This is a genomic window from Aquirufa sp. ROCK2-A2 (assembly GCF_054558485.1).
Window position 1 is genome coordinate 13,727 of sequence record NZ_JBPXKA010000011.1, and the last position, 16,229, is coordinate 29,955.

Genomic DNA, 16,229 nt, shown 5'->3' on the forward strand with positions numbered 1-16,229 from the left:
CTTATACCTCGCAAGTTAATCCAAGACGAATCAGCAAGCTGACCGATTTTCACTCCGCTTTCGGCTATTTTCTTTGACCCTGACGCACATCGCCCATGCGCATTGTCAAAGCTCCGCCTACCGCTTCGTTCCAATCTTTCGTCGGATTAACCGCAAGTTCATTTGTAAGTTTTAAAAAAATAAATAGCGTTGGCTTAGCTCGGTTCCTGAGCTTGTCGAAGCATCTCTTTTCCCGTTTTCTCTATTCTCTTTTCCCGTTTTCCTACCTGCATAATTCTTCAATGACCTTCATAGGTAAAAACATTTTCTGACTATCGGGTAATGAGATGAAATCATATTTCTGATAAAATTGGGCTGCAGCATGGTCAATGGGGTCTACCACAACGGCAAAGGAGGCAATTTGCAAGGAAGTTTCATAACATTTTGTTAAGGCATGCATGAGGATTTTCTCTCCATGTCCATGGCTTTGGTATTTTTGATCAATAGCCAATCGGCCCAATAAGGTAGTTGGAATGGACCGATAAGTAGGTGGGAGTTTCTTGCGAATTGGCTCCGAAAAATAGTCGAGAGGGATGCTGGTATTGGAAAGGGTGTAATAGCCAATGATATCTTGCTCTTGGCTATCCAAATACACAAAACACGCTGCTAATTTTCGTTTCATGTCTTGTCCCGCTTGAAATGTTAAATACCTATTTAGCATTTCATTTCCGCAATCAAAGTCAGTTCGTTGGTGCCGACTGTTTAACAATTCAAACATAGTCCTGGCGCTTATGAAAGGTTTTTATGTTTTTTAAAAGCTTGTTTTAGTCGTTCAGATGGCTTTTTTGGACTGATTAATGCTTGATAGAAAATTTCAGCATCTTCAACAGATGACAAAATTTGTTCGTTTTCTTTGATGATTTCTTTGGCTTTTTCCTGTACAGCCATTAGGATGAAATCCGTTAGATTTCGATAACCACCTATCGCCGCGGCTTTTTCAAACAACATTTTTTGTTCCAATGGAATCCGAGCATCAAAGCGAGAAAGTTCTTTTGTGGATGTTTTCATTAAGGATATTTTTTACAAATGTACGGATATTATACGTACAATGTTTGGTGTTTTTTCTGGTAAAAAAACCATCGCTTATCTCCAAACATCTTACATGTTTAAGATTTCAAAAATAGAAAAAATATAGTTGTTTGTTAAATGAGTAAGAACGATTATCAATTCCTTGATTTTTTTTACACATAGAGAAGAGAGAAGAGAGAAAAGAGAAGAGAGAAGAGAGAAGAGAGAAAATTGGAAGAGAGAAGAGAGAAAATGTAATAGGTTTATATTTTTTCCCTCTTCTCTTTGTCTCATTTCTCTTTTCTCTCTTCTCTCTTCTATCCTCTATGCGAACCATCACAGCCGGGCATACGTTTGGATAAACCGCAAGTGCAATCCGTCATGCCTTTGCCGATTAGAATTCTAGGAATGAATTTTTCGATGCGGTTTTCTCGGGTTTGCGACTGCTTGCTGTCCGCAAAATACACGCAATACGCTTTTTGTCGGCCAGGAGTTAGTTTCTCAAAGGCTGTTTTTAATGCGGCATTTTTCTCCAAATGCGCCTGAAATTCATTCGGTATGTTGAATTCCGATGGATCTTTGAACACGACTTTCGCACCGGCTTTTTCTAGGGATATGGCTTCCTCCAAGTAAGATTTGATCAACGATTCATCCTGCACCAATTCATCCATGTTTTTAAACCGCATTTGTCGGCCTGCCTGCGTATTTTCACCGGGTTTCACCAATCGGCCCAAGGGATCTTTCATGATCGCTCCTTGGAAAAACATAATTGCAAAATATTCTTTGAATCCATGGATAATGACCACGTTTTTCTTATCCAACATGTAACAGGGAGAACCCCATTTCAGCTCCTCCTCCAATACACTTTGGAGAATAATGCCTCGCAAAACACTTAATTCTTCTCGCCAGCTTTTGGCTTGTACTAAAAAGGCATCAACTTTTGGGTTCATTTGTCAAATAAAGGGATGAATGGAAATTTGCTTACCTGTTTTATCGCTAACTTCGAATTTAAGTATTAATTTTTTCTTTCCTCCTAAATTTTGTCCATCATGGCTAAAAATCTGACACAAAAAATACAGGATCATCTCGATCAGCCTGCTCAGTTGGAACAACTTTATCAAGCTCATCCAGAGGAATTTAAATCCGCCTTTTTCAATATGTACCCAAGCATCCATCCTTCGCCCATCGCGCAGGTTTGGTACCATCGCTTGAATTATTCTTCTAGTAAATCCCAGTTTGGCAACAAACAAGATTGGTTTTTATTTGGCATTTTTGCTATCCTGGCTGCATTTTTGATACAATTTCCTCGCCTTTTTCATTTTTCAAACGACTTCTATTATCCCCGAAATATCGGTTTTGTATCTTTCCCTTTTATTGCTGCGTATTTTGCCAAAAAACAAGGATTTTTTACTCGGCCTGTTCAATTCTCTTTGGGGATACTCGCCATTTCTGCCATTTATATCAATGTTTTGCCAAATGTAACCAATAGCAATACGCTCATTTTAGCTTGCATTCATTTGCCCATTTTCATTTGGTTGCTGGTGGGCTTTAACTTTATCGGGGATGATTGGAAATCAAGTGACAAGCGCATGGATTTTTTACGTTATAATGGTAATTTGTTGATCATGATGGCGGTGCTGGTTTTGGCAGGTGGGATATTTACAGCCTTGACCATTGGCTTGTTTAAGGTAATTGACCTGAAAATTGAAAAATGGTATTTTGAATATGGGGTCCTTTCAGCCCTGCCTTCCATTCCCATTCTTGCCACCTTTTTGGTTCAATCGAATCCTTCCTTGGTGAACAAAATCTCACCCATCATCGCCAAAATATTTACTCCTTTGGTTTTTATTACCTTGTCGGGATTTCTTCTAGCTTTGATTTTGACAGGAAAAGATCCTTACAATGACCGAGAATTTTTGTTGGTGTTCAACATCATTTTATTGGGAGTAATGGCCTTGATTTTATTTTCGGTGAGCGAGGCTAGCAAGGATTCCATTGGTCGATTTCAATTGTTTTCTTTAACCGGATTGGCGCTTTTAGCTGTTGTCAACAATGCCATCGCCTTATCTGCCATTGGCTTTCGTGTGATTGAATTTGGCTCAACGCCTAATCGAATCGCTGTTTTAGGCAGTAATATCCTGATCATGATTAATTTAATTTGGGTCGCCAAAACCTTGGTCCAAATTTGCCGAGGAAAAATGGAAGTGGAGTCACTTGGCAAAAGCCTAACCGGTCTTTTTCTTTTTTATGCGCTTTGGTTGATTTTTGTGATATTTGTTTTACCGCTTATTTTTCAGTTTCAATAAAGATGTTTAAGCCCATTTTTTCAGAGGATTTTACCTCCGAAAATTCCGTTCAGTTAGATTTGAGTAAAAATAATCCCAATTTGAAGACGGATATTTTTCAAGATGTAGAGCTATTTTCTACCTACATCAATCAATTAATCGGTCCAAATTGGGGAATAGGAGGCTATTTGGAACATCGTAAGATTTACGAGGCACATAGTAATTTTGCGACACAGCAAAGTGATTTTAGAAATATTCATTTGGGAATAGACATTTGGGCGGCAGCGGGCACACCCGTGTTGGCTCCCCAAGATGGCGTGGTTCATGCCTTACAAATCAATGAGGGCTTAGGAAATTATGGCCCAACCATTATTTTGCGACATGAATTTGGTGGCCAAACCTTGTACAGTTTATATGGGCATTTGTCGCATAAGGATTTAGAGCCTTTAAAAATTGGGCAATATATTCGCCAAGGCGACGTGTTTTGTCATTTGGGTCATTCATCCGAAAATGGTTCTTGGCCTCCTCATTTGCATGTTCAATGTATTCGCGATTTACAGCATTTTGTGGGCGATTATCCGGGTGTTTGTTTAGAACGTGACCAGGCCTTTTATGCGCAAAACTGCCCGGATCCAAGGGTTTTGTGGGAAAGAAAATATATATAAAAACTTTGTGCCCTCTGTGTTTAAAACGAATCAATATTTTTTTAACACGAAGGGCACAAAGATCTATTAATTATTTAAATTAGCTGTCTTCCTATCCAGAAAATCTAAACCTATGAAAAAATTTACCATACTCCTTTTGTTGTTTTATGCCTTGTCTAACTCTATTTGGGCACAACAAAAAAGACCGAATGTGATTTTCATCATCACGGATGATCATACCTCGCAAGCGATTAGCGCCTATGGCAGTAAGCTTGCTAAAACACCCAATATTGATCGAATTGCCAAAGATGGGGCTATTTTGTACAACAATGTGGTGGTCAATTCCATTTGCGGACCTAGTCGAGCAACGCTATTGACGGGCAAATACAGTCATTCCAATGGATATAAGCTGAACGAAAAGGTTTTTGATATCAATCAGGCCGTCTTTCCAGAAGAATTGCAAAAAAATGGCTATCAAACGGCTTGGGTAGGTAAAATGCACTTAGGCTCTTTGCCTCATGGCTTCGATTACCTGAATATATTACCCGGTCATGGTTGGTATTATAATTCCGATTTTGTGAATAGTCAAAATCAAAAAATTCGTCACGAAGGCTACGTAACGGATGTGATTACGCAATTATCCAAAGAATGGTTGGAAAATCGCGATAAAGAGAAACCGTTTTTTATGGTGGTTGGGCACAAAGCAACCCACCGCTCATGGATTCCAGCCATTCAAGATTTGGGCGCTTATGACCAAGTGAAATTCCCTTTACCAGCTACTTTTTATGATAATTACGAAGGTAGGTTGGCTGCCCAAGATCAGGACATGTCGATAGAGAAAACGATGACATTGATGGACGACCTAAAAATTCATTTGGATTTCAGCCAAGGCAAAGGTTTGTCCAATTATCGCCTAAATCCTGCGCAAGCGGCCAAAGTTCAGCCTTATTACAATAAAATTTCTGCGGAATTTGATTCACTCAAGTTGACGGGCAAGGCTTTGACAGAATGGAAATACCAACGTTACATGAAGGAATATTTGTCTACCGCCAATTCCTTGGACCGTAACGTGGGAGAGTTATTGGATTATTTGGATCAAAAGGGTTTATCTCAAAATACGGTTGTTATTTATGCCTCGGATCAAGGATTTTATTTAGGGGAACACGGCTGGTTTGACAAGCGATTTATCTATGAGGAGTCTTTAAAAACACCTTTTTTAATCCGTTATCCGGGTGTTATCAAGCCGGGCATGAAAGTGAATGAAGTGGTTTCCAATGTCGATTGGGCGCCAACTTTATTAAATATCATGCAAACGGAGGCTCCAAAGGCATTGGAGGGAAGATCTTTTTTACCGATTTTGAAAGGACAAAAGACGAATTGGAAAAACGAATCTTACTATCATTATTACGAATATCCTCAGCCACACCATGTTTATCCCCATTTTGGTATTCGGACCGAGCGATATTCCTTTGCACGATTTTATGGTGAAAAGAATTTTTGGGAATTATATGATATTAAAAAAGATCCACAAAATTTACATAACTTAATCTCCGATCCTGCCTATCAAGTACTTATCAAGCAACTTAAAAATCAATTGAAAAGCCAAATTGTCCGTTTAAAAGACCAAGATGCTTTACGTATTTTCAACCAAAAAGATTAATTAGCGATGCCAAAAATCATTGTTATAGGCAGTTCCAATACTGATATGGTCATTCAAACAAGTCGAATTCCTCGGCCAGGCGAAACCATTTTAGGGGGCTCTTTTTTTATGAACCCTGGAGGAAAAGGGGCGAATCAAGCGGTTGCTTGTGCCCGATTAGGAGGACAAACACATTTTGTGGCCAAAGTTGGAAATGATGTTTTTGGACAAATGGCAAAAGCCCAATTTGAACAAGAAGGTATTGACTCCACTTTTGTCTTTATAGATCCAATTCATGCTTCTGGAATTGCTTTAATCAATGTCGATTCCGAAGGAGAAAATAGTATTACCGTCGCTTCGGGCGCCAATGCTGCCTTGAATCAAGAAGATATAGCCGCGGCACAGGGACTTTTTTCTTTTGGCGATTATGTATTAATTCAATTGGAAATTTCTTTGGCAACGGTCGATTATTCTATCCGAAAAGCAGCCGAAAAAGGGCTAAAGGTCATTTTGAATCCAGCACCTGCAGCTGAAATACCATTGGATCTCTATCCGCATTTATTTGCCATTACTCCGAACGAAACGGAAGCGGAGTTATTGACGGGCATACCGGTCATGGATTTGGCAACAGCCCAACAAGCCGCGGACATATTATTGCAAAGAGGTGTTCAACATGTCATCGTCACACTAGGTTCAAAAGGTGCCTATTACCAATCTGCCATGGAATCATTTTTAGTAGAAACAGAAAAGGTGCAGGCCATTGATTCCACCGCCGCAGGCGATTGTTTCAACGGGGCTTTGGCTGTGGCTCTTTCCAATCAGAAATCTTGGCTAGCATCCATCCAATTTGCTTGTCGAGCCGCCACTTTATCCGTCACCAAACCAGGAGCACAAGCTTCCATGCCTTATTTAAAAGATATATGATGAAAAAAATACTGCTATTGTTGTTGATTTCTGTTCAACTGTTTGGCCAAAGCAAACAAAAAGTCATTTTTGATTGTGATTTAGGGGACGATATAGATGATGCTTATGCCTTGGGTTTATTGTTGACCATGCAAGATCGGTATGAGATTTTGGGAATTACAACCTGTTATGGAAGGACAAATGACCGGGCAGAATTAGCACAAAAATTGCTTTGGGAAACGGGCCAGCAGCATATTCCAATTTATTTGGGACGTAATACATCCCAAAAAGACAGTCGCGCCAATTGGTACGCCGAACAATTTTATTGGTCCAAAGATTTTTATTCATCGCATCCTGAAATAGCCAAAAATACCCTACCGGCAGCGGATTTTATTCAGCAAAAATTGAATCAATTCCCGGGTGAAGTCATTATCTTTTCGGTTGGGCCTGTCACCAATTTTAGCGACATCATTGACCAAGATCCCCAAGTATTAAAAAAGGCGAAGGCCATTTATGCAATGTTTGGCTCTTTCCATATCGGTTACAATGAAAAAGCGCCCATCATTCCCGAGTGGAATGTGTTGGTCGATATTCCTGCTGCACAAAAATTTGTTAATTCAGGAGCCAACATCATTTATGCTGGCCTAGATGTTACGGCCATGGTGAAGTTGGATGCCGCCAATCGCTTAAAAATACTTCAAAGGCAATCCGTTTTAAGCAATGCATTGAGCGCTTTGTATGTACTTTGGGGACAAGAAACGCCTACTTTGTTTGATCCTGTTGCGATTGGAATGGAAGCCTTCCCAAAGATGTTTAGCACCGAAAAGGTACGAATAAGCGTGGATGACAAAGGGTTTACTCGGATAATTCCTGGTATTCCCAATGCGGAAATTGGGATATCGATTGATAAAAACGCCTTTGTTCAACAAATAATGAAAAAATACCTCCATCAAAATTTTAGTCGAAAACCATAAATTATCTTACCATGTTCATCATTGAAAATTATTCTTCCGCTGTTATTTTATGCATCATCACCATGATCTGTTGGGGTTCTTGGGCCAATACGCAAAAATTAACTACCTCCACTTGGCGCTTTGAATTGTTTTATTGGGATTATGCCTTGGGAATTTTAGTTGCTTCTTTGCTTTTAGCCTTTACATTGGGCAGCCAAGGGGAATTCGGTCGATCATTTTTAAATGATTTAGCGCAGGCTGATCAATCAAGTTTGCAATCTGCCATTTTAGGCGGAGTTATTTTTAACGCTGCCAATATTTTACTTGTAGCAGCCATCGGAATCGCTGGGATGTCGGTTGCTTTTCCCGTGGGCATCGGCATTGCCTTGGTATTAGGCGTTTTAGTTAATTATTTGGCAAATCCAGTGGGGAATCCCATCATCATCTTCGGAGGAGTGTTGCTCATCAGCGTTGCGATTATTTTGAATGCACGAGCCTATAAAAAAAATGGAGCAGCTGCAGGGATGTCGACCAAAGGATTGGTCTTAAGTGTTTTGAGCGGTTGTTTGATGGGATTATTTTATAAATATGTGGCCTTATCCATGGCTACCGATTTTTCTCAGCCTGAAATGGGCAAATTGACGCCTTATACGGCTTTGGTCTTCTTTGCCTTGGGAATTTTGATCAGTTCATTTGTATTCAATACCTGGCAAATGTTTCGTCCCTTTCAAGGATCAGCTGTTTCTTTTGCGGACTATTTTGCGGGTAAATTAAAAGACCATTTGATTGGTATGTTGGGCGGTGCTATTTGGTTTTTGGGAATGGCATTAAGCATTTTAGCCTCTGAAAAAGCAGGTGCAGCTGTGTCGTATGGTTTGGGACAAGGGGCAACGGTGGTAGCGGCAATTTGGGGAATTTTCATTTGGAAAGAATTTGAAAATGCATCCAAATCCACTAAAAACATCTTGAACATTATGCTGATTTTATACGTACTGGGATTAGCCTTATTGATTTATTCCAAATAAATTTTAGACATTTAATTTAAACCTATTAACATCATGAAATCAAATCGCCGAAATTTTATTCAATCCTTGGGGTTGGGTGCTGCCAGTTTAAGTGTGGGCACTCCGCTAAACACCAGCAGTTCTACCAAAGAAGGCACAAATTCCGATGGACAAGTACTTTTTGTAGGAGATTCCATCGCCCTTGCCAACACGGAACATGGCAAAGTTCGCGGATTTATTTTGCGAGGAATCCATCAATTTTTGGGAATACCTTATGGGGCGGATACCTCCGGGGCCAATCGTTTTATGCCTCCTAAAAAGCCGCAGGCTTGGTCCCAAATCAAACCTTGTGTTTGGTGGGGAAATACGGCACCTCAAATCATGGAAAAGCGGTATGCCAATCAATATGCTTCCTTCGTGGATCATTGGAATTACGACGATGTTTCGGAAGATTGTTTAAAGTTAAATGTTTGGACTCCAGCGATCGATCAAGGCAAAAGACCCGTTATTGTTTGGTTGCATGGTGGAGGTTTTGTGAATGGCAATTCCATTGAACAAGATGGTTATCATGGGGAAAATCTTTCCCGTTTGGGGAACATTGTTTTTTGTTCCATCAATCACCGATTAGGTGCATTCGGCTATTCGCATTTGAAAGCGGCTGGTGGACATCCCCTTTCAGGAAATGTAGGGAATTTGGATATGGTAGCCGCTTTGGAATGGGTAAAAAACAACATTGCTAATTTTGGTGGCGACCCCAACAATGTGACGATCATTGGCCAGTCGGGTGGCGGTTCCAAGGTAACAACGTTGATGAATATGCCTTCGGCAAAAGGATTATTTCACAAAGCGGTTGCATTGAGTGGAAGTTCTTTGTCGGGTGTAAACAAAGAATATGCCGAAAAATTGGGTGTGAAAATCATGCAAGAAGCGGGTTTACAGGTTGGACAAATAGATAAATTACAAGCCATTCCGTGGAGAGAATACATTGATATTGCCAATCGGGCAGTGGAAAAAATGGCTGAAGAAGCCAAAAAAATGAATATTAGTCGGGGAGGTTTTTCACCCGTAGCAGACGGAGTTAGTTTAAATGACCAAGCTTTTTTCTCAGATGCCGCTCATTTTTCAGCAGAAATTCCTTTGATGATCAACACGAATTTCCATGAACAGAGTCCAAGCAGAACCGATGCGAATTTGGAAAATATTACCTTGGATGGAGTTATTGAGAAAATCACTTCTCGATTTGGAGACAATTCTCGTAAGGTAGCGGAGGCATTTCAACGAAATTTTCCGAAGGCAAAACCCATTGAAATTTGGGCATTGATTTTATCGAACCGCAAAAATGCCATTGCAACGGCGGAGGCAAAGTCTGCTCAAAAAAAAGCGCCTGTTTATCTTTCTTGGTTCGGCTGGCAGCCCCCTTTATTTGATGGCAGAATGCGTGCTTTTCATTGTGATGATATCTGTTTTTGGTTTTACAACACCGATTTGATGTTGACGCATACAGGTGGTGGGAAAAGACCTAAAGCCTTGGCGACAAAAATGGCCAAATCATTCTTGAATTTCGCAAAAACTGGAAATCCCAATGGAGGAGGTTTGCCCAATTGGAAACCTTACAGTTCAGAAAATGGGGAAACTATGATTTTGGATGATGTGGCACAATTGGTCAATAACCCAGATGCGGAAGGAAGGAAAGCCTTGTAGATAAAACCGTTTAATTTTAAAATACAGGCCAATTGTGTAATTTTAAACTTTGTTTGTAAAATCGGCGAATTGCCAAGAGCGTTATCAGATGAGTCAAAGAATTTTATTTTTTGTGAATAATTTAAACCGGACAGGTTCTGAGACGCTCATTTTGAATTTGATCAATGATTTGAACAAAAAAAATCAGGCCAACATTGGGATTGTATTGCTCAAAGAGGGGGGAGAGTTGGTGCCAGAAATAGCGAAAAATATTCCTGTTTTTTATTTGAATTTGGAGTTTAGCATCAAAGAAAAGCTTCTTTTTCATGCGGGAGTGGATGTGATTGGCAGGAAAATTCAAAAAATTCAAGATCAGTTTTCTGCCAATGTTTGGTATTTTAATACCATTGATCATGTCAGTTTATTGAAATACAAAGATCGATATGCATGCAAGGCTTATGTGCACGTTCATGAATTGATTTACAATTTTGATTCAGTAAAGGCAGAGGAATTGTCATCGATGATCAATCATGCGGATCATTTAATTGCTTGTTCTGAATTGGTCAAACATCTCTTTTTGCCTTTTTTCAAAAAGCCGATTCGTGTGATTAATTCCACCATTGATCCTACTAAAATAGTTGGATTCAAAAAGGATAAAATCACGAAAGCTAATCAAAAGATTCGGGTGATTTCCTCGGGTACTATTTGTCATCGAAAAGGAGCTGATTTGTTTTATGCAGTAGCTCAAATTTTACAAAATAAAGGTTTCGAATTTGTCTGGTTAGGTAAATTTAACTCCACGGCATTTTCGGAAATTATTCGGTTGAAAAACGAGGAAACGAATTCGATTCAATTTATTCAAACCGTTACGCAAGAAGAGTATTTGGAATTATTTAGTCGGGCGGATATCTTTTTATCTACTTCTCGAGAAGAATCGATGGGCCTGGTCTTGATGGAAGCTATTGCGCTGGAAATACCTGTTTTGGCAACGAATTCAGGAGGATCAACGTTGATAGTGGATGATCAAGTAGGACAAATTTGTGAAGACCTTCGGCCAGAAATCATTGTGCAACAATTGGCAGAAATGTCTAAGCATTTGGAACAATTCTCGTTCGCTGGGCCTCCAAGATTTGATTATTCAGAGGAATTGGAAAAATTAGCTCAGGTTGTTCTTTGAGAATTAAATTCTCATATCTGTTTTTCTAATGGACGAAGGGATTTCCTTTAAAAATTAACTTATTGATTGAATTTATCAGTTATTTATTTGTGACTTTGCCATTCTTTTTTTAGGGGAACATGCTCCCCTTACCCCCTGCAATTTATGGGTTTTTATGTTAAGTTATTTGATAAAATGACTCCAGACTTGACTAGTTCTTTTTTTAATGGTTTTAATTTAAAAATTTATTACCTACAATTCACTTCGCTAGTTTTCACTTTTCAGAGGAACCAGAAAAATTCTTAAATTTATCCTTAGAGAGGTAATTTTCTCTATATTTGGCAACCTATTTAATTAATCATCAAACGCATGGTCGGTCAAGACTTTAGAGATTCCCTACGTTCAGGAAGAACTGTTTTTGGAACATTGATTACATCTACTTCCCCTAAAATGTTTGATTCCGTTCTTAGTTTAGGCTTGGATTTTGTCTTTTTTTGTTCGGAACATGTTAGTTATAATCCTGAAACCTTGAGTTGGATGTGTCGTGCTTTTAAAGCAGCGGGCATCAATCCCATCATTCGAATTCTGGAACCTAGTCCTTTTTTGGCAACGCAAGCTTTGGATGCTGGCGCCTCCGCCATTTTGGTTCCTTATGTGGAAGAGGTGGAAGATGTTTTGAATCTTATTGGAGCGGTGAAATTTAGGCCTCTGAAAGGAAAAAAATTACAAAAAATATTGCATGGTGAAGAGAAACCGTCTCTTGAATTAACCGCTTACCTTCAACATCATAATCGAAATAATACACTTTTGATCAATATTGAGAGTCCAACAGGTGTCCAAAAAATGGCAGATTTTTTGGCTATTCCTTCGTTGGACGGACCTGGTGTAGATGGAATTGTCTTGGGTCCACATGATTTATCAACTTCCTATGAAATGCCTGAGCAATATTCTTCGAAGGCTTTTATTGAATTGAGCACTCAGATTATCCAACAAGCGCGAAAACTAGGCGTTTCAGCTGGAGGCCATACAGGATATCGTGGGAGCTTAGACTTGCAGAAACATTGGTCCCAAAATGGTGCGAATATTATTTTACATTGTTCAGACATGTTTTTGTCGGCCGATAAATTACAAGAAGACTTTAATCAAATAAAAAATACACTCGGACTAGCAAGCCATAAAAAGGCGTATTCCGAAAGTATTTAAACCTGTTTACCATGAAAAAAATGTTTTTCGGGCAATTATTTGTTGCCTGTGTTTGGCTGTGTACTTTTGTTTCTCATGCTCAAATAATTGATCTCTCAAAGGCAGGATTGTTGGTCTCGGATCAAATCAATTCTCCTCAAAAAGCGACTTATCAACGAGTTTTTAATGAAGAATGGCAGGCTAGAACCCAAAGCAAATTAGCCTTGCTTTCCGATAAATCGCCGCTCATTATTTTAGCGACTCAGAAGGATGAAAAAATCGGAAATTACCTCGTTCCGAATTTGTCTTCTAGCCATGCAGAAGGCTATAAAATGATTCATCAAAATATCCAAGGAAAGGATGTTTTATGGTTAATTGGGGCAGATGAGCGGGGAGTGTTGTTTGCCATTGGCGAGTTTTTTAGAACTGCCCAACTATCCAAAAACAAAGTGCTCTTTGATAAAAAATCGGAGATTGAAACGGCTCCCAAATACGCATTAAGAGGTCATCAATTAGGCTACCGAAATACCGCCAATTCTTGGGATGCATGGACGGTTCCTCAATATGAAAAATACATTCGTGAATTAGCTTTTTTTGGGACAAATGCCATTGAAAATATTCCTTTTCAAGATGGCGCTCCCGGCCCACATATGAAAATTCCAAGGGAAGAGATGAACCTGAAAATGAGTGAAATTTGCCGGGATTATGGATTGGAATATTGGGTTTGGACTCCCGGAGATGTTGATTTATCCAAGCCGGATCAATTCGAGGCAGAGGTTAAAGAACATGCAGCATTTTATCAAAAATGCCCACAATTAGATGGCGTGTTTTTTCCGGGCGGAGACCCTGGAAGTAACCACCCAAAAGATGTTATGCCCTTTTTAAAAGCCATTGCAGGGGAATTAAAAAAGTCGCATCCCAAAGCTGGTATGTGGATTTCTCTGCAAGGATTTAGCGATGCACAGGTGAATTATTTTTACGATTATTTGGATAAATATCAACCCACTTGGTTAACAGGTGTGGTTTCGGGGCCAAGTAGTCCAGACATGGCTACCACCCGTTATCGCCTACCCAAACAATATAAACATCGGCATTATCCTGATTTGACTCATACTGTCCGATGTCAATACCCCACCGAAAATTGGGATCAAGCTTTTGCCTTAACCGAAGGTAGAGAAGTGTCTAATCCTCAACCATTTTACTATGCCAAAGTGCATAATCGATATGCAGCTTTAACAGATGGATTTTTAGCTTATTCCGATGGAGTTCATGATGATGTAAATAAGGTGATTTGGAGTCAAATGGCCTGGGATCCACAAAAGGATGTTCGACAAGTCGTGGTGGAATATGCCCGAGTATTTTATGGAAGTGCCTTGGCGGAATCCGTTGCAGATGGGGTATTGGCTTTGGAACGAAATTGGGTGGGACCGGTGGAAGAAAATGGTGCCATCGAAACGACCTTGCAATATTGGCAAAATTTGGAAATGAAAAATCCAGGATTACAAGGCAATTGGCGTTGGCAACAAATGGTCATGCGAGCCTATTACGATACCTATGTGAAGCGAAGAAAATGGTATGAACAAAATTTGGAAAAAGAAGCCAATCAAATTCTTCTTCAAGCAAAAGCATTGGGAGCAGAAAAAGCGATGGAATTAGCCCTAGTAAAAGTCAATCAAGCTGATTTGACACGTATTTCACCCGAATTGAGAGAAAAAATAGTGAATTATTGCGAGGCATTGTTTCAATCCATAGGTATGCAAACCAGCGTTCCAAAATACCAAGCAAGTGGATACGAACGAGGTGCAATATTGGACTTCATCGATTACCCTTTGAACAATCGCTGGTGGTTGGCAGATGAATTTGAGAAAATCAAGAAAATGCCCAATGAAGAGCAGAAATTGAACCGAATACAGATTTTGGCCACTTGGGAAAATCCAGGCCAGGGAAGTTATTACGACAACATTTCCGATCTATCCAAAGGACCTCGAGTAAAAACCCGGACCGATGATGCGACCGACGTGCTTTGGGAAAATAATGGAATGAGTAGAAAAAGATTATCCACTCAACTTTTTCAAAATTTTCCGCAATTAGAGTATGCTGATTTAGACCCCAAAGGGCATTATTTTATTCGTATTTCAGGTTACGGAGATGCTTTGTTAAGAGTGGATGGGGAACGCATAGAGCCTACCTTGTATCCTAAAGGCTTTGAAGAATTCAAGGAATTCCCTTTGAATCCTAAATTTGTAAGTGATGGCAAAATTTCGGTTTCCTTTGACCAACCGGAAGAATCGCATTTGAATTGGAGGCAACATTCCAAAGTATTTGATATTTGGTTATTGAAAGAATGATAAAACGATTGGCTTTTTTTGGGGTATTTTTTGCGATAAATTCCTTTGCTCAAAAATCGCATTTGATTAGTCGGAGCGACTTTCTTTTTCTGAAACATATGACCAAGGATGTCATTGAAGCTTCCCGAATTCGACCTGGTCAAAGCATATCCGCTGAATTTGGGTCCAATCAAACGGGCGGAACGTTGATTCGCCCGGGCGGCAGAACCAGTTATCCAGCTTTTTGGATACGAGATTATGCGATGGCACTGGATGCCGGAATGTTTAGTATAAATGAACAAAAACATTTATTGTTACTAACCGCCAAAACACAATCGAACCGTTATCAGCAGACAAAATGGGGCACCTTCATTCCTCGTGGAGCGATAGCCGACCATATCCGAATCGATGATGCTAAACCTATTTATTTTCCAGGAACTTATCAAGTGGAGAAACAAGGTGAACCCAAATGGGGTATGCAACCTCCTTTTTGCGATGCATTTTTCTTTATTCACATGGCCTATTTTTATGCGATTAAAGAAAAAAAGAAAGAAATTTTAGTAGAGAAAATCGATTCTTTGGCATTGATTGACCGACTCGAATTGGCTTTTTTTTCTGTGCCCAAATCGAAAAAAAATCAATTAGTTAGTGTGAATGAGCAAAATCGAGGGGTAGATTTCGGTTTTAGAGATGCCATATATATGACCGGCGATTTGTGTTTTTCATCCATTTTGAAATTTCAAGCAGCTCAAGAATTAGCCCAACTATTTGCTGTTTTGAAGCAAACCCCAAAGGCTGAATTGTATAAAAAGTTGGCGAATGAATTGAAAAATCAAATACCACTTATGTTTATTACCGAATCGGGATTGCTCAAAGCAAGTACCGGAAAAAGTGGGCAAAAAGATGTTTGGAGTACCGCTTTGGCTGCTCATCTAGGATTATTGTCGAAAAAACAAATACAAACTGCTTCAAAAACCTTAAACCAAGCGTATGAAAAAGGAAATCTTAGCTTTCGAGGAAACATTCGGCATATTTTGACCTCTGACGACTTTAATGAAAACACCGCTTGGGAACAAAGTTTGGCTGATCGAAATACCTATCAAAATGGTGCCTATTGGGGGACTCCCCTGGGATGGGTTGCTGAATTAATGGTAAAAACCCACCCTGAAAATGCCAGAAAATTAATCAAAGAATATGTACAAGAATTACGTGATGGCGATTTTCGGAAAGGGGAAAAATTCGGTTCACCTTGGGAATGTTTTACGGCGGATAATCAACAAAATCCAGTTTACATGACCAGCGTCGCTTGCCCATACAGCGTGTTCCAATCTTTGGAGGGAGATTAGTCTTTGAAAGAAAAGACAGAAAAATGCTTTATAAATCCTAAAATGAAGCTAATTTTGAACCAA

The 16,229-nt window shown here is 39.5% G+C and carries 14 protein-coding genes; 11 read left to right on the top strand and 3 right to left on the bottom strand.

The genetic code is table 11. The annotated features are described in order from the left end of the window. Nucleotides 1-262: 262 nt before the first annotated feature. The 3 genes from V7S76_RS12110 to V7S76_RS12120 form a co-directional block, all read right to left on the bottom strand. On the bottom strand, nucleotides 263-661 hold the full coding sequence (locus tag V7S76_RS12110; RefSeq protein WP_459510386.1) for a GNAT family N-acetyltransferase: 399 nt from the start codon (nucleotides 659-661) through the stop codon (nucleotides 263-265). A 107-nt stretch (nucleotides 662-768) separates the two neighbouring features. Next, on the bottom strand, nucleotides 769-1,047 hold the full coding sequence (locus V7S76_RS12115; RefSeq protein ID WP_459510387.1) for a type II toxin-antitoxin system TacA family antitoxin: 279 nt from the start codon (nucleotides 1,045-1,047) through the stop codon (nucleotides 769-771). 317 nt (nucleotides 1,048-1,364) lie between these two features. After that, on the bottom strand, nucleotides 1,365-1,997 hold the full coding sequence (locus V7S76_RS12120; RefSeq protein WP_459510388.1) for a YdeI/OmpD-associated family protein: 633 nt from the start codon (nucleotides 1,995-1,997) through the stop codon (nucleotides 1,365-1,367). A 99-nt stretch (nucleotides 1,998-2,096) separates the two neighbouring features. Between V7S76_RS12120 and V7S76_RS12125 the strand changes: the two genes are divergently transcribed. The 11 genes from V7S76_RS12125 (at nucleotide 2,097) to V7S76_RS12175 (ending at nucleotide 16,166) form a co-directional block, all read left to right on the top strand. Then, nucleotides 2,097-3,353 carry a hypothetical protein gene (locus tag V7S76_RS12125; protein ID WP_459510389.1) on the top strand — a complete coding sequence of 419 codons (1,257 nt, stop codon included), beginning with the start codon at nucleotides 2,097-2,099 and terminating at the stop codon, nucleotides 3,351-3,353. Between the two features lie 2 nt (nucleotides 3,354-3,355). Further along, nucleotides 3,356-3,997, top strand: a complete 642-nt coding sequence (locus V7S76_RS12130; RefSeq protein ID WP_459510390.1) for a peptidoglycan DD-metalloendopeptidase family protein — start codon at nucleotides 3,356-3,358, stop codon at nucleotides 3,995-3,997. 112 nt (nucleotides 3,998-4,109) lie between these two features. Further along, complete coding sequence (locus V7S76_RS12135; RefSeq protein WP_459510391.1) at nucleotides 4,110-5,636, top strand: sulfatase family protein; 1,527 nt, start codon at nucleotides 4,110-4,112, stop codon at nucleotides 5,634-5,636. A gap of 6 nt (nucleotides 5,637-5,642) precedes the next feature. Beyond that, nucleotides 5,643-6,539 (top strand): ribokinase, encoded by an 897-nt coding sequence (gene rbsK / locus V7S76_RS12140; RefSeq protein WP_459510392.1) that lies wholly within the window; start codon nucleotides 5,643-5,645, stop codon nucleotides 6,537-6,539. Continuing rightward, the gene (locus V7S76_RS12145) at nucleotides 6,536-7,492 is read left to right on the top strand and encodes a nucleoside hydrolase (protein ID WP_459510393.1); all 957 of its coding nucleotides are present in this window, start codon (nucleotides 6,536-6,538) and stop codon (nucleotides 7,490-7,492) included. Before rbsK ends, V7S76_RS12145 begins: the two co-directional genes overlap by 4 nt. Before the next feature lie 11 nt (nucleotides 7,493-7,503). After that, nucleotides 7,504-8,496, top strand: coding sequence for a GRP family sugar transporter (locus V7S76_RS12150; protein ID WP_459510394.1), 993 nt, complete (start codon nucleotides 7,504-7,506; stop codon nucleotides 8,494-8,496). 33 nt (nucleotides 8,497-8,529) lie between these two features. Continuing rightward, the gene (locus V7S76_RS12155) at nucleotides 8,530-10,176 is read left to right on the top strand and encodes a carboxylesterase/lipase family protein (RefSeq protein WP_459510395.1); all 1,647 of its coding nucleotides are present in this window, start codon (nucleotides 8,530-8,532) and stop codon (nucleotides 10,174-10,176) included. 112 nt (nucleotides 10,177-10,288) lie between these two features. Further along, entirely contained in the window at nucleotides 10,289-11,332 is a 1,044-nt protein-coding gene (locus V7S76_RS12160) for a glycosyltransferase family 4 protein (RefSeq protein WP_459510396.1), read from the top strand. Nucleotides 11,333-11,680: 348 nt separating this feature from the next. Beyond that, a complete protein-coding gene (locus V7S76_RS12165) occupies nucleotides 11,681-12,514 on the top strand; it encodes an HpcH/HpaI aldolase family protein (RefSeq protein ID WP_459510397.1) in 834 nt (277 codons plus the stop codon). Nucleotides 12,515-12,525: 11 nt separating this feature from the next. After that, entirely contained in the window at nucleotides 12,526-14,841 is a 2,316-nt protein-coding gene (locus V7S76_RS12170; RefSeq protein WP_459510398.1) for a hypothetical protein, read from the top strand. Next, complete coding sequence (locus tag V7S76_RS12175; protein WP_459510399.1) at nucleotides 14,838-16,166, top strand: hypothetical protein; 1,329 nt, start codon at nucleotides 14,838-14,840, stop codon at nucleotides 16,164-16,166. The genes V7S76_RS12170 and V7S76_RS12175 overlap by 4 nt, the downstream gene beginning before the upstream one ends. The last annotated feature ends 63 nt before the right edge of the window (nucleotides 16,167-16,229 follow it).